The sequence below is a fragment of the Pseudomonas sp. NPDC088890 genome (assembly GCF_044900155.1).
Taxonomy (GTDB): Bacteria; Pseudomonadota; Gammaproteobacteria; order Pseudomonadales; family Pseudomonadaceae; genus Aquipseudomonas; species Aquipseudomonas urmiensis.
The window spans coordinates 14962-32731 of the sequence record NZ_JBJDNG010000019.1 but is presented as its reverse complement, the minus strand read 5'-3'; the positions used below and the strand labels follow the sequence as shown (position 1 = coordinate 32731).

At 63.0% G+C, this 17770-nt stretch carries 15 protein-coding genes; 8 read left to right on the top strand and 7 right to left on the bottom strand.

Features of this window, described 5'->3' with window-relative positions:
* Window positions 1-9 precede the first annotated feature (9 nt).
* Both ACI2JX_RS24365 and ACI2JX_RS24360 read left to right on the top strand, forming a co-directional pair.
* A complete protein-coding gene (locus ACI2JX_RS24365) occupies window positions 10-315 on the top strand; it encodes a transcriptional regulator (protein ID WP_186556355.1) in 306 nt (101 codons plus the stop codon).
* 50 nt (window positions 316-365) lie between these two features.
* A complete protein-coding gene (locus ACI2JX_RS24360; protein ID WP_404691161.1) occupies window positions 366-1250 on the top strand; it encodes a pseudouridine synthase in 885 nt (294 codons plus the stop codon).
* A gap of 122 nt (window positions 1251-1372) precedes the next feature.
* On the opposite strand, the gene ACI2JX_RS24355 is transcribed toward ACI2JX_RS24360, so the two are convergent.
* Both ACI2JX_RS24355 and acnA read right to left on the bottom strand, forming a co-directional pair.
* A complete protein-coding gene (locus tag ACI2JX_RS24355) occupies window positions 1373-2938 on the bottom strand; it encodes a PAS domain-containing methyl-accepting chemotaxis protein (RefSeq protein WP_186556299.1) in 1566 nt (521 codons plus the stop codon).
* Window positions 2939-3208: 270 nt separating this feature from the next.
* Window positions 3209-5950, bottom strand: coding sequence for an aconitate hydratase AcnA (gene acnA, locus ACI2JX_RS24350; RefSeq protein WP_404691160.1), 2742 nt, complete (start codon window positions 5948-5950; stop codon window positions 3209-3211).
* Window positions 5951-6193: 243 nt separating this feature from the next.
* On the opposite strand from acnA, the gene rlmM reads away from it, so the two are divergent.
* Window positions 6194-7270, top strand: a complete 1077-nt coding sequence (rlmM, locus tag ACI2JX_RS24345; RefSeq protein WP_368972321.1) for a 23S rRNA (cytidine(2498)-2'-O)-methyltransferase RlmM — start codon at window positions 6194-6196, stop codon at window positions 7268-7270.
* Between the two features lie 12 nt (window positions 7271-7282).
* Here rlmM and dsbG read toward each other — a convergent pair whose 3' ends face one another.
* The 3 genes from dsbG to dsbD are packed head-to-tail and all read right to left on the bottom strand — an operon-like array spanning window position 7283 to window position 10591.
* Entirely contained in the window at window positions 7283-8041 is a 759-nt protein-coding gene (gene dsbG / locus ACI2JX_RS24340; RefSeq protein ID WP_404691159.1) for a thiol:disulfide interchange protein DsbG, read from the bottom strand.
* Window position 8042: 1 nt separating this feature from the next.
* A complete protein-coding gene (locus ACI2JX_RS24335) occupies window positions 8043-8879 on the bottom strand; it encodes a prolipoprotein diacylglyceryl transferase family protein (RefSeq protein ID WP_404691158.1) in 837 nt (278 codons plus the stop codon).
* Window positions 8879-10591: a protein-disulfide reductase DsbD gene (dsbD, locus tag ACI2JX_RS24330; RefSeq protein WP_404691170.1), complete on the bottom strand. Its 1713-nt coding sequence runs from the start codon at window positions 10589-10591 to the stop codon at window positions 8879-8881. Before dsbD ends, ACI2JX_RS24335 begins: the two co-directional genes overlap by 1 nt.
* Window positions 10592-10809: 218 nt before the next feature.
* Between dsbD and ACI2JX_RS24325 the strand changes: the two genes are divergently transcribed.
* Complete coding sequence (locus tag ACI2JX_RS24325; protein WP_264235401.1) at window positions 10810-11493, top strand: response regulator transcription factor; 684 nt, start codon at window positions 10810-10812, stop codon at window positions 11491-11493.
* Window positions 11490-12812: an ATP-binding protein gene (locus tag ACI2JX_RS24320; protein WP_404691157.1), complete on the top strand. Its 1323-nt coding sequence runs from the start codon at window positions 11490-11492 to the stop codon at window positions 12810-12812. Before ACI2JX_RS24325 ends, ACI2JX_RS24320 begins: the two co-directional genes overlap by 4 nt.
* 61 nt (window positions 12813-12873) lie before the next feature.
* Here the strand turns inward: ACI2JX_RS24320 and ACI2JX_RS24315 are convergent, their stop codons facing one another.
* The gene (locus ACI2JX_RS24315) at window positions 12874-13806 is read right to left on the bottom strand and encodes a siderophore-interacting protein (protein WP_404691156.1); all 933 of its coding nucleotides are present in this window, start codon (window positions 13804-13806) and stop codon (window positions 12874-12876) included.
* Window positions 13807-13955: 149 nt separating this feature from the next.
* Between ACI2JX_RS24315 and tusA the strand changes: the two genes are divergently transcribed.
* On the top strand, window positions 13956-14198 hold the full coding sequence (tusA, locus tag ACI2JX_RS24310) for a sulfurtransferase TusA (RefSeq protein WP_186556308.1): 243 nt from the start codon (window positions 13956-13958) through the stop codon (window positions 14196-14198).
* A 60-nt stretch (window positions 14199-14258) separates the two neighbouring features.
* A complete protein-coding gene (gene pdxB, locus ACI2JX_RS24305) occupies window positions 14259-15401 on the top strand; it encodes a 4-phosphoerythronate dehydrogenase PdxB (protein ID WP_264235406.1) in 1143 nt (380 codons plus the stop codon).
* Window positions 15402-15472: 71 nt separating this feature from the next.
* On the opposite strand, the gene ACI2JX_RS24300 is transcribed toward pdxB, so the two are convergent.
* Window positions 15473-15646 carry a PA1571 family protein gene (locus ACI2JX_RS24300; RefSeq protein WP_186556310.1) on the bottom strand — a complete coding sequence of 58 codons (174 nt, stop codon included), beginning with the start codon at window positions 15644-15646 and terminating at the stop codon, window positions 15473-15475.
* A 267-nt stretch (window positions 15647-15913) separates the two neighbouring features.
* On the opposite strand from ACI2JX_RS24300, the gene ACI2JX_RS24295 reads away from it, so the two are divergent.
* On the top strand, window positions 15914-17677 hold the full coding sequence (locus ACI2JX_RS24295; RefSeq protein WP_404691155.1) for an ABC transporter transmembrane domain-containing protein: 1764 nt from the start codon (window positions 15914-15916) through the stop codon (window positions 17675-17677).
* Window positions 17678-17770: the final 93 nt, after the last annotated feature.

Here is a 17770-nt window from a genome sequence, read left to right as displayed (position 1 = left end):
GAGTGGCCGATGCTCAACGTCGAGCAATTGAAGTACAGCGTCAATCGGATGTCCCCGCAGAAGGTGGGTGACGCCGTGCTGGAGCTGCGCCTCGAAGGCTTGGTGACCGACGACCGAACGCCTTTCGGCAAAGTCCATTTCAACACCTGCTTCGCTGAAATCGAGGCCTTGTTCCAGCGTGCCGGGTTTCACCGGCCACTGGATGTGGTGGGCTATCAGGGCCAGGTTTATGCGCTCTATGATTCCGGCCGCTGGGAGGCTGTGCAGGTGCTGCGCTGGCTCAAGGCGCGCTGCGAAACCGCCGAGGCTGGTTGAGGGCCGGGGCTTGGGGGATAATGGCAATCCCTCGATTGCACGAGCCTGTCATGACCACACCGTTCGACCCCGCCCATCAGCAAGCCAGTACCGTCTGTCTTCCTCCGGGAAATTGGCCAACCGTACTCGACTGTTTGTGTGATCACTTCAAGGGCATCGCTCGTGAACAGTGGCTTGATCGCTTTGCCAGGGGGCGCGTGCTCGATGCTCAGGGCCAGGCCATCCAGGCAGACCTGGCCTATCGGCGCGGCATGCGTCTGCATTATTTTCGCGAAGTGCCCAATGAGAAGCCGATCCCGGTAGAAGAAACCATCCTGCATCTGGACGAGCATCTGGTGGTGGCCGACAAACCGCATTTTCTCCCAGTGACACCCACCGGCGAGTACGTCGAGCAAACGCTGCTGCGCCGGGTGATCCGCCGTTTGGATAACCCGCACCTGGTGCCACTGCACCGCATCGATCGGCATACCGCAGGTTTGGTGCTGTTTTCGGCGAACCCGCAGACTCGTGGTGCTTATCAGCGGCTGTTCCCCGAGCGGCGTATCGACAAACGTTACCAGGCCATTGCTGCGGCGTTGCCGGCGCTTGAGTTTCCCTTGGTGCACCGCAGCCGTCTGGTGCATGGCGAACCGTTCTTTCGCATGCATGAAGTAGAGGGGGCGCCCAACAGTGAAACACTGGCGCAGGTGCTGGAGAAAAACGGTGAGCTGTGGCGCTATGGCTTGTCGCCGGTGACGGGTAAGACCCATCAGTTGCGGGTGCACATGGCAGCGCTCGGGGCGGGGATCTGTAACGATCCGTTCTACCCGCGGTTGCTGGAAGTAGAGGATGACTATCAACAGCCGCTTAAGCTGCTGGCGCAGAGCCTGCGCTTTGAGGATCCGTTGAGCGGGGAAGAGCGGTATTTCGAAAGTCGGTTGGCGTTGGACTGGTAGGGGTGTTGCGGCGCTGATTTTTGGGGTCGCTTCGCGGCCCGCCGCAGGCAAACCAGCGCCTGCATAAATCGCAGGTGGGCCAGCTTATACGCTGCGATGGGCCGCCTCGCGGCCCCACAATTTCAGCGGTTGAAGCGCTCCACCAGCGAATATTGCGTACCTGCGGTGCTGGTCAGCTCTTCGCTGAGTAGCGCCGAATGCTGCGCCTGCTCGGCGGTTTGGTCGGCCAGCTCGGCAATGGTGCTGATGTTGCGGCTGATTTCGTCGGCCACGGCAGTTTGCTCTTCGGTGGCAGCAGCGATCTGGGTCGCCATGTCGGTGATGTTGGCCACCGCTTCGCTGATACCCAGCAACGCCTGGTCGGCCTGCATTACCCGCTCCACACCTTCCTGAGCCTGGCGATGGCCGTTCTCCATGGTCAGCACGGCGCTGCTTGCAGTCTGCTGCAGCTTGGCGATCAGGCTGTGAATCTGCCCAGTGGATTCGGCGGTGCGTTGCGCAAGTTGGCGTACTTCATCGGCGACCACGGCAAAGCCGCGGCCCATCTCGCCGGCCCGGGCGGCTTCGATCGCAGCGTTGAGGGCCAGCAGGTTGGTCTGGTCGGCAATGCCTTTGATCACGTCAACCACGCCACCGATCTCGTCACTGTCCTTGGCCAGTTGGGTCACGGTCAGGCCGGTCTCGCCCACGGCGCTCGACAGCCGCTCGATGGCATCGCGGGTTTCCCCGGCAATCTGCCGACCTTGGCTGGTCAGGCGATTGGCTTCCTGGGTGGCATCGGCCGTGCGCTGCACGTGGTTGGCCACTTCCTGGGTGGTGGCGGCCATCTGGTTGACGGCGGCGGCGACCTGTTCGGTCTCCACCCGTTGACGTTCCAGGCCCGAGGAGCTCTTGTGCGCCAACGCATCGGACTGACGGGCCTGATCGCTGAGGTGTTCGGCGCTGTCTTGCAGGCGGGTCAGGCAGGTTTTCATCCGCGCGTCCTGGCTGAGCATGGCCATTTCCAGTCGGGCCTGGACGCCGCGGCTGTCGGTGAACATCTGCGCGATCAACGGATCGGAGGTGGTTTGTTCGGCCAGGCGCAGCAGGCGCTTGAGGCCGCGCTGCTGCCAGCTCAGACCGAGCAGGCCGAGCGGTACCGAGAGGCCTGCGGCCAGGGCGAAGCCCCAGGAATGCCCCAGCCAGTTGCCGATCAGGAAGCCGACCTGGCTGACTAGGATGAACGGCAGCCAGTCTTGCAGTACCGGCAGCCATTTATCGCGGCGCGGTATCGCCGACTTGCCCTGGTTGATGCGCTGGTACAGCGCTTCGGCGCGGCGGATCTGTTCGGCAGTAGGCTTGACCCGCACCGATTCGTAGCCGACCACCTGATTGTTATCGAAGATCGGCGTGACGTAGGCGTTGACCCAGTAGTGATCGCCAGACTTGCAGCGGTTCTTGACGATACCCATCCACGGCAGGCCCTGCTTGAGGGTCTGCCACATGTGGGCAAACACCGCAGGCGGCACGTCGGGGTGACGCACCAGGTTGTGCGCAGCACCGGTCAGCTCCTCGCGAGAGAAACCGCTGATCTCGATGAACGCATCGTTGCAGTAGGTGATCACACCCTTGGCGTTGGTGGTGGAGATCAACCGCTGTTGTGCAGGGAAAGTCCGTTCTCTCTGGGTAATCGGCTGGTTGTTACGCATGGGTCGTCAGGTCCGCAAGGCTTTCGATGGGTATCGGCAAGCCTCTGGTTTTATTGAATGAATATTTAACTTAGTTGATCTGGGGCAAGGGCTGGGTTGCTCACGTAAAGTAGCAAACGCGCGCTGTTCGCAGCAGTTGGCGGCAATGTTACTGAATTATTCCAGATTTCTGACGCTATGGTCGGATCATGACGCATTGTCCAGGCAAGGGCCAGCGCCGAGGCACCGATTTGGGGCGGGGACAGGGGGCGCTGCGCGCCCCCTTGATGCTCAGCTTGCGATCAGTTGGCGCAGTACGTAGTGCAAAATCCCGCCAGATTTGAAGTATTCAACTTCGTTGAGTGTATCGATCCGGCACAACACCTCGATCTGCTCCTGCTGGCCGTCTTCACGGGTGATGCGCAGCGTCAGGCTCATGCCCGGGCGAATTGTCGCGCCAGTGAGGCCCAGCAGGTCAATTTGCTCCTTGCCAGTCAGACCCAGGCTCTTACGGGTTTGCCCGGCCTTGAACTGCAGGGCCAACACGCCCATGCCGATCAAGTTGGAGCGGTGGATGCGTTCGAAGCTCTCCGCCAGCACGGCTTTGACCCCAAGCAAATTGGTACCTTTTGCCGCCCAGTCGCGGCTGGAGCCGGTGCCGTACTCCTGGCCGGCAATCACCACCAGCGGCGTGCCTTCGGCCTGATAGCGCATGGCAGCATCGTAGATCGAGAGCTTTTCGCCGCTGGGCACATGCAGGGTGTTGCCGCCTTCCTCGCCGCCAAGCATTTCGTTGCGAATGCGGATATTGGCGAAGGTGCCGCGCATCATCACTTCATGGTTGCCGCGGCGCGAGCCGTAGGAGTTGAAGTCACGAGGCTCCACGCCTTTGTCGCGCAGGTAGCGGCCAGCGGGGCTGTCGGCCTTGATGTTGCCGGCCGGGGAGATGTGGTCGGTGGTCACCGAATCGCCGAGCAGGGCCAGCACGCGCGCGCCGTGGATATCGGCGATGGTCGGCAAGGGACCGCCGATATCATCGAAGAATGGCGGATGCTGGATGTAGGTGGAGTCATCCTGCCAGACGTAGGTGGCCGCCTGCGGCACTTCGATGGCTTGCCACTGGGCATCGCCTGCGAAGACTTCGGCGTATTCCTTGTGGAACATGGCCGTATCGACTTTGGCCACAGCGTCGGCGATCTCCTGTTGGCTGGGCCAGATGTCGCGCAGGTACACCGGTTGGCCGTCTTTGCCGGTACCCAGCGGATCGCGGGTCAAGTCCAGGCGCACGCTGCCGGCCAGGGCGTAGGCCACAACCAGGGGCGGGGAGGCTAGCCAGTTGGTCTTCACCAGCGGATGCACCCGGCCTTCGAAGTTGCGGTTGCCCGACAGCACCGAGGCCACGGTGAGGTCGGCGCTGCCGATGGCTTTTTCGATGGCTTCATCCAAGGGGCCGGAGTTGCCGATACAGGTGGTGCAGCCATAACCCACCAGGTCGAAGCCCAGTTGGTCGAGGTACGGAGTAAGACCAGCAGCCTTGTAGTAATCGGTGACCACCTTGGAGCCGGGCGCCAGCGAACTCTTCACCCACGGCTTGCGCGTCAGGCCCTTTTCCACGGCTTTTTTCGCTACAAGTCCTGCTGCCATCATCACGCTGGGGTTGGAGGTATTGGTGCAAGAAGTGATCGCCGCGATCACTACCGCGCCATCACGCAGGGTGTAGGTTTGCCCGCCATGGCTGAAATCGATCTCGCCGGCCTGATCGGCATTGCCTACCGCCACGCCGCCGCCACCTTCGCTCTCCAGGCGGCCGACTTCTTTGGCCTGGGGTTTGGGTTGCAGATCGATGAAGCCGTTGAAGGCCTGGGCGACCTGCGACAGGGCAACCCGGTCCTGCGGGCGTTTAGGGCCAGCCAGGCTGGCCTCGACCTCGTGCATGTCCAGGGACAGGCTGTCACTGAACACCGGCTCCTGGCCAGGCAGGCGCCACAGCCCCTGTTCCTTGCAATAGGCCTCTACCAGTTGCACGGTCTGTTCGGGACGCCCCGTGAGGCGCAGGTAATCCAGTGTGACTTGGTCGACCGGGAAGAAACCACAGGTTGCGCCGTACTCCGGGGCCATGTTGGCCAGGGTGGCGCGGTCGGCCAGCGGCAGCTGGGCCAGGCCATCGCCGTAGAATTCGACGAATTTGCCGACCACCCCCTTCTTGCGCAGCATCTGGGTCACGGTGAGCACCAAATCGGTGGCGGTAATGCCCTCGCGCAGTTTGCCGGTCAGCTTGAAGCCGATCACTTCCGGGATCAGCATCGATACGGGTTGGCCGAGCATGGCCGCTTCCGCCTCGATCCCGCCGACGCCCCAGCCGAGTACGCCCAGGCCGTTGATCATGGTGGTATGCGAGTCGGTGCCGACCAGGGTGTCGGGGAAGGCATAGGTGCGACCGTCTTCTTCGCCAGTCCACACGGTGCGGCCGAGGTATTCGAGGTTGACCTGGTGGCAGATGCCGGTGCCCGGCGGCACTACACTGAAGTTGTCGAAGGCGCTCTGCCCCCAGCGCAGAAACGCATAGCGCTCACCGTTGCGCTGCATTTCGATGTCGACGTTCTCGGCAAAGGCGTTTTGGCTGGCATAGCGGTCGACCATCACCGAGTGGTCGATCACCAGGTCGACTGGTGACAGGGGATTGATCCGCTGTGGGTCGCCACCGGCCTTGGCCATGGCCGCACGCATAGCCGCCAGGTCGACCACCGCAGGTACGCCGGTGAAGTCTTGCATCAGTACCCGGGCAGGGCGGTATTGGATCTCGCGATCGGAGCGGCGATCCTTGAGCCACTGCGCCAGGGCTTGCAGGTCAGCGCCGGTAACGGTCTTGCCGTCTTCCCAGCGCAACAGGTTTTCCAGCAGCACCTTGAGCGACATGGGCAGGCGTTGCAGATCACCCAACTGGCGGGCTGCGTCAGTCAGGCTGTAATAGTGGTAGACGCGGTCGCCTACGTGCAGGGTTTTGAGGGTCTTCAGGCTATCGAGCGAGGGCATTGCCAACTCCTTCTGCGCCGGTGCCCGGCCCCTCGTGAAGGCCGGTGTCACCGCTCTGTACCGGTCCGCACGGTACGGACCTGGCTGAATGGTCAGGTTAGACCGATTTCCCGGTCCCGACCCTGTACTGGACAGGCGGGGCATGTCGCAGGTTCCGATCTTCCTTTATCATCGCCGCCCTGCCGGTGCGTGACGTGCGCTGGATCAAGGCTGGCGGTACCCGCCAGCGATGTGGAGTGAGAAATGAATACCCTGTTCATGCATTGCCGGCCCGGTTTCGAGGGCGAGGTCTGCGCCGAGATCAGCGAACACGCCGCCCGCCTGGGCGTTGCTGGCTACGCCAAGGGCAAGCCGCAGAGCGCTTGCGCCGAGTTTGTCTGCACCGAGCCGGACGGTGCCGAGCGCCTGATGCGTGAACTGCGCTTCACGCAGTTGATCTTCCCGCGCCAGTGGGCGCGCGGCAGTTTTGTCGAGTTGCCAGAAACCGACCGCATCAGCGTGCTGCTCGAACACCTGGCGGATGCGCCGGTTGCCGGTAGCCTGTGGCTGGAAGTGGTCGACAGCAACGACGGCAAGGAGCTGTCGACCTTCTGCCGCAAGTTTGAAGTGCCGCTGCGCAAAGCCCTGGAAAAGGCTGGGCGCTTGGTCGACGATGCCAACCGTCCGCGCTTGCTGCTGACCTTCATCAGTGGGCGCCGGGTGTTTGTCGGTGTATCGGAGGCGAACAATTGCGCGCTGTGGCCGATGGGCATCCCGCGCTTGAAATTCCCCCGGGAAGCGCCAAGCCGCTCGACGCTCAAGCTGGAAGAGGCATGGCATCAGTTCATCCCGCGTGATCAGTGGGAGCAGCGCCTGCACGATGACATGACCGGGGTCGACCTTGGCGCATCGCCAGGTGGCTGGACCTACCAGCTGGTCAAGCGTGGCATGCTGGTGACCGCCATCGACAATGGCCCGATGGCTGAAAGCTTGATGGATACTGGCCTGGTGCAGCATTTGATGGCTGATGGCTTCACCTGGCAGCCCAAGCAGATGGTCGACTGGATGGTCTGCGATATCGTCGAGAAGCCTGCGCGCAGTGCGGCGCTGATCGAGACATGGCTGGGTGAGGGGTTGTGCCGTGAGGCGGTGGTCAACCTCAAGCTGCCGATGAAGCAGCGCTACGCCGAGGTGCGGCGCTTGCTCGATCGTATCGAGGAGGGCTTCAAGGCGCGCAAGATCAAGGTTTCGATCGCCTGCAAACAGCTGTATCACGACCGCGAGGAAGTTACCTGCCATCTGCGCAGGCTGGATCTCAAGCCGCGTAACGGCGCGGCTTGATCACGCGCTGACTCAGCGCTTGCCGAGGATCTTGCCGAGCGTTTCCGGGCGTGGGGCGCCTTGCTGGCTTTGCAGGCGTCCCTGTTCGTCCAGGTAGAAGATCGCCGGGGTGGCTGCCAGCCCCAGCTCTTCCATCAAGGCCAGGTTGCTGTCGAGCTGTTTTTGCACGTTCTCGGGGATCTTATCCAAGGCCTTGAGGCTGCTGGCCTTGCCGGCTTTCTCATGCTGTTGCAGCGCCTTGGCCGGGTCTTTGGCGGCCAACAGCGCGGCCGACTTGCCAGGGCTGTCCTCGCGAATGATACCGACCATGATGTGGCGCAGCTGCACCTTGCCAGCCTCGACCCAAGGGCGTGCCTGCTGCCAGAACATATTGCAGTAAGGGCAGTTGGGGTCGCTGAACAGATACACCGTGCGCGGTGCGTCGGGCTTGCCGTCGGTAATCCAGGCGGTCTTCTCCATTTTCGCCCAGATGGCCTTGCTCATCGGCGCATACACCAGCTTTTCCAGCGGCTCGGCGCTGAGGTCCTGGCCCTGTTCGTCGAACAGACTGCCGACCAGTACATGCTTGCCGTCGGGTGTCAGGTACAGGGCAATGCCGTTGTTCTGGTATTCAGCGGCATAGCCGCGCAGGCCGTTGGGCGCGTCGAAGCTACCCTTGATCACTGCGCCCTTGGCTTGGAGTTGCTGGATTGCCTGGGGCAGTTCCTCGGCTTGCAGCAGCGGGGCTGCCAGCAGGACGAGGGTCAGTGGCAGGAGCGCATTCAATCGCATGTCAATTTCCTTTTACGGCGGAGGCGGGCAGGTTGGCCTGCTCGAAGGGTTCCAGGGCGTGGTGCAGGCTGGCGCGGGACAGTTCACCCAGGTGGCTGCCGACCAGTCGCCCTTCGGCGTTGTAGAACAAGGTGGTGGGCAGGGCCAGGGAGCCGACCCGCTGGGCCAGTTGGCCGCTGCCATCGAACAGGACGTGGGTCAGGCTCAGGCCAGTGGTTGCCAGAAAGGTGCTGACGTTCTCTGGCGTCTCGCCCTGGTTGACGAACAGGAAGGTCACATGCGGATAGTCGTGCTGGGCTTGCTGGAGCACCGGCATTTCACGCCGGCACGGCGGGCACCAGGTCGCCCAGATATTGATCACCAGTGGCTTGCCGCGGTAGTCGTGCAGGGCCATGGATTTGCCAGCGGCGGTGCGCAAGGTCAGGGCAGGCAGCTCGGTGCCCTTGCTGTACAGGTGGCTACCAAGGCTCGCTAGCACCCAGAACAGTGCGCCACTGGCCAGCGCCCAGCCCAGTGGCTGGCGCAAGCCGGGCTGGCGCCAGCCCTGCCAGAGGGTGCCAAGGATGATCCCGACCAGGCCACCCCAGAACAGAAAACCGCCATCGCGAATATCGATGATCTGCAGCGGTTCGTCGCGGTACATCGGCCAATAGAGCAGAACGAAGCCCAGGCGCGCGCCGAGCAACCCTAAAACGAACAGGTTGAACAGCGCCGACTCCGGACTTTGCCCACCGCGCCGAGCGACCCACCAACCGACCACGCAGGCAATGCCGAGCGCTGCGAGTAGCAACAGGTGGTTCAGGGCGATGGTCAGCGGCCCAAGGGTTACGGTCAGCATCAGCCTTGGCTCCTGGTCTGTGCCCAATGTTGCAGAAAACCGCTCGCGTCCACTTCACCGGTGATGCGCCGCGCACGGCGCTCGTTCCCTTCTGGGCCGATCCAGATCAGGCTTGGCGGACCGGGCACCTGATAGCGTTGCAGCAGTGCCCGGCTAGCTGGGCTGTCGGCAGTTACGTCCAGACGCAGCAGGTGTACACCGGCCAGGCTGTTGAGCACATCGGGCCGGGCGAAGACCTGCTTCTCCATGACCTTGCACGATACGCACCAGTCGGCATAGTAGTCGACCAGCACCCATTGGCCACGGCCCTTGGCGGCATCCAGTTCGCGTTGCAGGTCTTCGGGTCGGCTGACAGTGATGAAGGCATCCTCGGCTTTAGCCGCAGCTGGCGTATTGTTACCGGCGAACGGCTGCAAGGGTTGCCACAGGTCGCTACTGCCAGCAGCGGCGCCAACCAGCAATAGTCCGCCCCACAGTGCACCGAGCAAGGGAATCGCCCGCAGCGCAGGCAGACGCTGCAGGGAGGGCCAAGCCGCCCAGCCCAGGGCGATCAACCAGCTGCCGCTAAGGCCCAGCAGCAGTGGAGCGGGCAGCAGGGTGCGCACCGTGTACAGCGCCATGGCCAGGAACACGAAGCCGAATAGACCTTTGACCAGGTTCATCCAGGCGCCTGGGCGTGGCAGATAGCGGTTGCCCAAGGTCACCAGCAACAGCAGTGGCACACCCATGCCCAAGCCCAGGCTGAACAGTACCAGCGCGCCGTGCAGCACATCGCCACTCTGCGCGATGTAGAGCAGCGCACCGGCCAGCGGCGCGGTCATGCATGGCCCCATCAGCAAGCCGGACAGCGCACCGAGCAATACCGCGCCGTACAGGTTGCCGCCACGTGTGCCTTGCCCTGCGCGATCGAGGCGGTCGCGCAGGGCCGTGGGCAATTGCAGCTCGAAAGCGCCAAACATGGGCAACGCGAGCAGCACGAACAGCCCGGCCAGGCTGCCCAGCAGCCAGGGTTGTTGCAACCACGCTTGCAGGCTGGCGCCCAGCAGTGCGGCGACTACGCCCAGGCCTGCGTAGACCAGCGCCATGCTCAGCACATAGACCCCCGCCAGCAACCAGCCACGCCGGGCGCTGGCGCCGTTGCCCAGGACCAGCCCCGCCAGGATCGGCAGCATTGGCAGCGAGCAGGGGGTGAACGCTAGCAGCAGGCCCAGGCCGAAGAAGGCCAGCAGGCCCCAGAGCAGATTGTCCTGCTGCAGGTTGCTGGCTAGGGCCTGGTCGCTGGCTTGGTCGGCGACTGTTGCGCTGCTGCTGTTGCCTAGCTCGATGGCGGTAGTTTGCGGCGGGTAGCACAGGCCGGCATCAGCGCAGCCCTGCCAGCCCAGGCGCAGCTGGCCGCTGGCTTCGGCCGGCAACAGCAGTTCAAGCTCGCTGCGGTAGATCGCGCTGTCGCCGAAGAACTCGTCGTGATGGTTCAGCGCTGCTGGCAGTTGCGGGTGCTGTGCGGGAGGCAGGCCGTCGAACTTCAGCCGTTTCTGATAGAGGTAGTAGCCTTCCTTGATCTGGAAATGTACGCGCATCTGGCCTGATGGCAGGCGGTCGTGGGTGAGGACGAACGCTTGGTTGACGGGCAGGAAGTCAGGTTTGACGTCGAACGGATTGGCCTGCAGAGGCCCCGCCAGCAGAAAGGTCAGGATGATCAGGAAAACGCGCATGTATTGGCCTTGGTAATGCAGATAAGTGGCCATGCTGGCCTGGGTCGATTAACCGAGAGTTAACCCGGAATTACTCACCTGCTGATTCGGGGGAGTGGCTCATGCGCCCTGAGCGGTAATGGCCGATGCCCAGCCGCGACGAACCGCGCATCAGCGGTCATAATCCTCACTTAATCACCGTGTGGCGCAATACTCATCCCCCGATTGGAGACCACCCCATGCACGTACTGCTCTGCGAGGACGACGACCTGATCGCCAGTGGCATCTGCTCCGGCCTCGCCGCCCAGGGTCTGACCGTAGATCGGGTGGCCAATGCGTCCTCGGCGCAGGCGTTGCTCAAGGCCGCGCAGTTCGATGTGATGATCCTCGACTTGGGGTTGCCTGACGAAGATGGCCTGAAGCTTCTGCGCCGTTTGCGTCAGCAAGGCGAGACGCTGCCGGTCTTGGTGCTGACCGCCCGCGATGGCGTGACCGACCGGGTCGATGGGCTGCAGGCCGGTGCCGACGATTACCTGCTCAAGCCGTTCGACCTGCGAGAACTGGCCGCCCGCCTGCATACCCTGATGCGGCGCATGGCTGGGCGCGCGGTCAACATCATCGAGCACGGTCCTCTGCACTATGACCCCAGCAGTTGCGAAGCGACCCTGGCCGGCCAACCGGTAGACTTGTCGCGGCGCGAGCAGGCCTTGCTCCAGGCGCTGCTGCAGAATCCAGGGCGAGTGCTCTCCAGCGAACAACTTAAGGATTGCGTCTACGGCTTCAGCGACGAAGTCGAGAGCAACGCGCTGAACGTTCACATCCATCACCTGCGGCGCAAGCTGGGCAACAGCATCGTCGAGACCGTTCGCGGCCTCGGCTATCGCCTGGGCCCGGCGCAGGCACCTGAAGAGATTGCCCCATGAGCTTGCGTGTGCGTCTGTCGCTGATCCTGGGCAGCGCTTTCATCCTGATCTGGGCGCTGGCGGCGGCGTGGATGTTGCGCGACCTGCGCCAGCAGATGATGTTTTCCCTCGACCAGCGCCTGGTGGCTTCGGCGCGCATGGTCGCCGGGCTGATCGACCAGCTCCCGCAACCGCTGGCGACCAAGGGCGAGGATGCGCACTTTTCCGCCGACCAGCTCAGCGTGCCGGATGGCATGGCCTGCCAGGTCAGTTCGCTACGCGGCGAGATCCTCGCCAGCAATCACAAACACGACGGCGCCATGGACGACCAGAGCAGCGGCTTTCGCGATCAGACCATCGATGACGCCCGCTGGCGCACCTTCACCTACAACCATGGCGATGTGCGCATCACCACCGCTGACCGTAACCAGGAGCGAGAGGCACTGAACCAGTCGATCCTGCTGGCGGCCTCGGCGCCGGTGCTGATGGCGCTGCTCGGTAGCCTCGGTTTGCTCTGGATCGGCCTGGGCAAGGGCCTGGAACCGCTCAATCGAATGCGCGATGCCTTGCGCAAGCGACGTGCCGATAGCGTCGAGCCGTTGCAGGTGGCGGGTATGCCCAGCGAGCTGCAGCCCTTGCTCGAAACTCAGAACCAGCTGTTCTTGCGGATCGCTCAGACGCTGGAGCGTGAGCGGCGCCTGACGGACGACGCCGCCCACGAGCTGCGCAGCCCGTTGACCGCGATCAAGACCCACCTGCAAGTGGCGCAGATGACCGACGGCGCCGTGCGTGATCAGGCCCTGGCGCATGCCGAGCAGGGCGCAGATCGCATGCATCGCACCTTGGAGCAGTTGCTGCTGTTGGCTCGGGTAGAGGGCAGCCTGTCATTCGACGATGGTGTGCAGTGCAGTGCCGAGCAGGTCGCGCGCCAAGCCGTGCAGGATGCCGGCGGGGGGGACAACCGGCGGATCATTGTCCGCTTGCCGGAAGATGCCACCCGGATCTACCTCGGTATTCCGGCACCGCTAGCGGTGGCGGCGCTGCGCAACCTGCTCGACAACGCCCTGCGTCATGGCGGGGATGCGCCCGTGGAGCTGGAGTTGCAGATGGCCGATGGGCAGGTCGGGTTCATGGTTCGCGACCATGGCCCAGGGATCAAGGACGGTGATCTTGAGCACCTGACTGAACGCTTCTGGCGCAACAGCCAGAGCGGTGGCTGTGGCTTGGGTTTGGCGATCGTTCAGGCGATTGTCCAGCGCTGCGCCGGTAGTTTGCGCTTTGACAGCCGCAACGACGGCTTGCGGGTCTGGTTGCAGGTGCCTGCACGTTCGGGGCAGTGATCGTCAGCTGGCCCCTTCGCCACGCAAAGCCATGAAGGGGCCATGACTTACCTGTCAGGCGCTATTCAAAACTGCGCCCGGCACGCCAATAGCCCATCAATGTCAGGCTATTGCGATCCAGCCCGCGTTCTTTGATCAGGTAGCGGCGAATGTCCATGACCGTGGCCGATTCACCCGCGACCCAGGCATAGAACTCGCTGCTCTCGCCGCTGGCCAGCTCCCACAAAATGCGCTGCTCGATGTCCACCTCTTCCAGCTTTACCGCTGCTGGGGCGACCGTGCTAGGCAGTGTGGCCAGCTCGCGAACAGCATGGCTCATGGCATACCCGTGATCGCAGCGCAGCAAGTCGCGCGGCAACCAATGCAGCCTGGTGGCGGGGCTGTACGAGAGCGCTAGACAGTCGGCCTGCAACGGCACCTCGATAAATACCTCGACAGGCAGTTCAGGTTGGGTTTCGGCCAACTGCTCGAGAATGCCCGCGATCGCCGGCAGCGCGGTTTCATCGCCCACCACCAGCACCCGCTTGACCGCCTGTGGCGGCTTCCACTCATAACCTCCCGGGTCTCCCCGGTAGACCAAGTTGGGTGCGACCATCTGTAGGCAATCACCGATGCGCGCCTGGGTGGCCCAGGCCGAGGCGGGGCCATTGACGCCATGCAGGACGAAATCTATCGCGACTTCGCCTGTCTCGCGGTCCAGGCTGCGGATGGTGTAGGTGCGCATCGGCGGCATGTGCGCGGCGGCCAGGTTGCGCCGGGCCTGTTGCCATTGGCCGTTCTTGGGCAGCTTCGGCGGTTGGCCAGAGGGCGAGGGGAAGAACACCTTGACCCGTTGATCAGGTGCCAGGGTGCTCATCAGGCGCACCTCTTCGCCGCTAAACACATAACGGCACAGCGAAGGGCTTAGCGGTTGGATGGCGTTGAGCTGAATGTCGAAAATGCGATAGGCCGTTGCCTTGCTCCGGCGGATCAGGCCGGACAGGAAGGAGGTCATCAGTTTTACCTCATGCTTGAGGGAAGGTACTGAAGGGACGACCAGGCACTGCAACGAATTAGCGCAGACCTGTGCGGGTGACCTGGCTGATGAGGATGGCCCTTGGTTCGCGCTTGAGCGACAATGGGCACCCATCCGCGGAGTAGCCCATGACCGATTTCACCCCTGACGCCGTCCTCGACGCCTCCGGCCTGAACTGCCCGGAGCCGGTAATGATGTTGCATCAGCACGTACGCAACCTGGCCGCTGGCGGCCTGCTCAAGGTGATCGCCACCGACCCGTCGACCCGCCGCGACATCCCTAAGTTCTGTACCTTCCTGGGGCACGAGCTGCTCGAACAGCAAGAGCAGGCCGGCACCTACTTGTACTGGATCCGCAAGAAGGCCGACTGAACCGCGCTGGATCGAGCCCGCCGTAGCGCCTACACTGCGTTCCCCTGACAGGAGAGCGCCATGCTGATAGTTGCCGACGAGAATATCCCGCTGCTCGATGCCTTCTTTGCCGGATTTGGCGAGATCCGCCGTTATCCCGGACGCAGCATCGACGCGCAGTGCGTCAAGGACGCTGACGTGCTGCTGGTACGTTCGGTGACTCGCGTCGACCGGCAGCTGCTGCAGGGCAGCAAGGTGCAGTTCGTCGGAACCTGCACCATCGGCACCGATCATCTGGACCTCGATTACTTCGCCCAAGCTGGCATCCACTGGAGCAGTGCACCGGGCTGCAACGCACGCGGCGTGGTCGATTACGTGCTGGGCAGTCTGCTGACGCTGGCCGAGCTCGATGGCGAAAACCTCGCCGAGCGGGTCTATGGCGTGGTGGGCGCAGGGCAGGTCGGTGAGCGCCTGGTGCGGGTTCTTCATGGCCTGGGCTGGAAGGTGTTGGTCTGCGATCCGCCGCGCCAGGCCGCTGAAGGGGGTGACTTTGTCGACCTGCAAACGCTGCTTGAACAGTGTGACGTGATCAGCCTGCACACGCCGCTACAGCGCGACGCTGAGCACAGCACCTGGCACTTGCTGGGGCGAGAGCAACTGGCGCAGTTGCGTCCGGGCGCCTGGCTGATCAACGCCAGCCGTGGGCCGGTAGTGGATAACCAGGCCCTGCGCGATCTGCTGCTGGAGCGTGACGACGTACATGCGGTGCTGGACGTCTGGGAGCGCGAGCCTGAGGTCGATCTCGACCTGGCTGACCTTTGCACCTTGGCTACGCCGCATATCGCCGGCTACAGCCTGGATGGCAAACAGCGCGGCACTGCGCAGATCTACCAGGCATTGTGCAAGGCGCGTGGTGAGGCTGAGCAGGTGCAGTTGGCAGACTTGCTGCCCGAACCTGACCTTGCTCAGATCGAACTCAATGCCAGCAGTGACCCAACCTGGGCCCTGGCGACCTTGTGCCGGGCGGTGTATGACCCACGCCGAGACGATGCTGATTTTCGTCGCAGCCTCAGTGAAGATCCGGTCCAGCAGCGGGCGACGTTCGACATGTTGCGCAAGCATTACCCTCAGCGGCGCGAGATCGAGGGGCTGGCGGTGAGGTTGCGGGGCGAGTCGCCGCAGTTGGCGCAGATGGTCAATGCGTTGGGGGCTGTGCTGGTCTGATTGTCCCGCGATGCTTATGTATCGCCCAATAAAAACCCGGCGCATGCGCCGGGTTGAGTCAATTCTGTTTATCAGGCCTTGTTCGAGCGTTCGACGCGGCTTTTTTCCAGGTCTTCGCAAGCCTTTTTGATCATCTCATCGGTGATCGGGACCTCGCGGCCCTGGGCATCGATGATCGAGCCGCAATCCAGGTCGTGCTGTGGCTTGGTGGTCTTAGGCGTTTCGCTGCTATGTTGCAAGCTCATTTCCTGTCTCCTCATCAGGTTCAAGCTCAGGGTATCCCCTTGCCGTGACTGGCCTGTGACAGCTCCTTGGGCGTCACGACAAGGACAGTCCATCAGAAACCGCGGCAAAGCTCCAGAAGCACTTTAGAACGATAAGCTATAGCCACTGGCGCAAGCTTGCCATCGGACATGCCCCGGTCATTAATGCGATCCCCTGCAAGAGGCCTGAGTTCCGCCCGTGTAGATGAATGGTAGGCTGAGCGCTTCCTTGGCTAGATGATCTGCGTCATGCCCGATCCTGTTACTTCACGTCAGCGCCGCGCCCTGCGCCTGGGCTGGCAGTTCCTGCAACCGTACCGCAAGCAGATGCTCCTGGCTTTGCTGGCGCTGGTGGTCACTGCGGGCATTACTTTGTCGATGGGGCAGGGCATCCGCCTGCTGGTGGACCAGGGCTTCATGACCGGTTCGGCCCACCAGCTCAACCAGACCCTGGGCCTGTTCATGCTGCTGGTGGTCGCCTTGGCAGTGGGCACCTTCAGCCGTTTCTACCTGGTGTCGTGGATTGGTGAACGCTGCGTAGCTGACATCCGCCGGGCCGTGTTCGATCATCTGATCGGCTTGCACCCTGGGTTTTTCGAAGACAACCGCAGCTCGGAGATTCAGTCGCGCTTGACCGCTGATACAACGCTCCTGCAATCGGTGATCGGCTCGTCGCTGTCGATGTTCCTGCGTAATGCGCTGATGGTGCTGGGGGGCGTGGTACTGCTGTTCATCACCAACCCCAAGCTCACCAGTATCGTGGTGCTGGCTTTGCCGTTGGTGTTGGCGCCGATCCTGTTGTTCGGTCGGCGAGTGCGCAGCCTGTCGCGCCAGAGCCAGGATCGGGTGGCCGATGTCGGCAGCTACGTGGCCGAGACGCTCGGCCAGATCAAGACGGTGCAGGCCTACAACCATCAGCCGTTGGATCGCGAGCGCTTCGCTGAGACGGTAGAGGCTGCGTTCACTGTCGCGCGGCGACGCATTGCCCAGCGGGCGTGGCTGATTACCTTGGTGATCGTGCTGGTGCTGGGCGCGGTGGGGGTGATGTTGTGGGTGGGCGGCATGGATGTGATCGCCGGGCGTATCTCCGCGGGTGAGTTGGCAGCTTTCGTGTTCTATAGCCTGATCGTCGGCAGTGCCTTTGGCACCCTCAGTGAGGTGATCGGTGAGCTACAGCGTGCGGCGGGGGCCGCAGAACGTATTGCCGAGTTGCTGGCGGCGCAGAGCGCGATCCTCGCCCCGGTCGGCGCAGTTGCCCGAGCCGGTGAGCGAGCTAGCGGCCGTATCGAGCTGCGTGAGGTGGTTTTTGCCTATCCATCACGACCGACGGTAGCGGCTTTGGATGGCTTGAACCTGCTTGTCGAGCCGGGGCAGACCCTGGCATTGGTCGGCCCCTCGGGGGCGGGTAAATCGACCTTGTTCGACCTGCTGCTGCGTTTCTACGACCCGCAACAAGGGGTGATTCTGCTCGATGGCCAGCCGCTTACAGCACTCGACCCGACTGCCCTGCGTCGCCAGTTTGCCTTGGTGGCGCAAAACCCAGCGCTGTTTCGCGGCACGGTGGAGGCCAACATCCGTTACGGTCGCCCTGATGCCAGCTTCGCCGACGTCGAGGCAGCAGCGCGTGGCGCGCATGCCCATGAGTTCATCCAGCAACTGCCCCAAGGCTATCAAACATTGCTGGGGGAGGGTGGCATCGGCCTGTCTGGCGGCCAGCGGCAGCGCCTGGCCATTGCCCGGGCGCTGCTGGTCGATGCGCCGATACTGCTGCTTGACGAGGCCACCAGTGCTTTGGATGCGCAAAGCGAACACCTGATCCAGCAGGCCTTGCCGAGCCTCATGGCGGGGCGCACAACGCTGGTGATCGCTCATCGACTCGCCACTGTGCAGCACGCCGAGCGGATTGCGGTGATCGACAAAGGCCGCATCGTCGCGGTGGGCAGCCACCGGCAATTGGTCGAGGAAAACCCGCTGTACGCAAGGCTTGCCCAGCTGCAGTTCACCGCGAACTAAAATTTGTCGCCGCTTGGCGGGCGGATGTAGTTGATTTGTAACATTTCTGTAGCAATTGCCTGAGACTATCTGGCTCAGCTGTGACGTAAGTGC

What these genes read in the sequence shown, in the direction of transcription:
- ACI2JX_RS24335 (WP_404691158.1), bottom strand. Translation starts at nt 8,879, where the DNA reads ATGCTGACCGTAACCCTTGGGCCGCTGACCATCGCCCTGAACCACCTG.
- ACI2JX_RS24365 (WP_186556355.1), top strand. Translation starts at nt 10, where the DNA reads ATGCTCAACGTCGAGCAATTGAAGTACAGCGTCAATCGGATGTCCCCG.
- ACI2JX_RS24325 (WP_264235401.1), top strand. Translation starts at nt 10,810, where the DNA reads ATGCACGTACTGCTCTGCGAGGACGACGACCTGATCGCCAGTGGCATC.
- tusA (WP_186556308.1), top strand. Translation starts at nt 13,956, where the DNA reads ATGACCGATTTCACCCCTGACGCCGTCCTCGACGCCTCCGGCCTGAAC.
- ACI2JX_RS24320 (WP_404691157.1), top strand. Translation starts at nt 11,490, where the DNA reads ATGAGCTTGCGTGTGCGTCTGTCGCTGATCCTGGGCAGCGCTTTCATC.
- ACI2JX_RS24315 (WP_404691156.1), bottom strand. Translation starts at nt 13,806, where the DNA reads ATGACCTCCTTCCTGTCCGGCCTGATCCGCCGGAGCAAGGCAACGGCC.
- dsbG (WP_404691159.1), bottom strand. Translation starts at nt 8,041, where the DNA reads ATGCGATTGAATGCGCTCCTGCCACTGACCCTCGTCCTGCTGGCAGCC.
- ACI2JX_RS24300 (WP_186556310.1), bottom strand. Translation starts at nt 15,646, where the DNA reads ATGAGCTTGCAACATAGCAGCGAAACGCCTAAGACCACCAAGCCACAG.
- acnA (WP_404691160.1), bottom strand. Translation starts at nt 5,950, where the DNA reads ATGCCCTCGCTCGATAGCCTGAAGACCCTCAAAACCCTGCACGTAGGC.
- ACI2JX_RS24355 (WP_186556299.1), bottom strand. Translation starts at nt 2,938, where the DNA reads ATGCGTAACAACCAGCCGATTACCCAGAGAGAACGGACTTTCCCTGCA.
- ACI2JX_RS24295 (WP_404691155.1), top strand. Translation starts at nt 15,914, where the DNA reads ATGCCCGATCCTGTTACTTCACGTCAGCGCCGCGCCCTGCGCCTGGGC.
- pdxB (WP_264235406.1), top strand. Translation starts at nt 14,259, where the DNA reads ATGCTGATAGTTGCCGACGAGAATATCCCGCTGCTCGATGCCTTCTTT.
- ACI2JX_RS24360 (WP_404691161.1), top strand. Translation starts at nt 366, where the DNA reads ATGACCACACCGTTCGACCCCGCCCATCAGCAAGCCAGTACCGTCTGT.
- rlmM (WP_368972321.1), top strand. Translation starts at nt 6,194, where the DNA reads ATGAATACCCTGTTCATGCATTGCCGGCCCGGTTTCGAGGGCGAGGTC.
- dsbD (WP_404691170.1), bottom strand. Translation starts at nt 10,591, where the DNA reads ATGCGCGTTTTCCTGATCATCCTGACCTTTCTGCTGGCGGGGCCTCTG.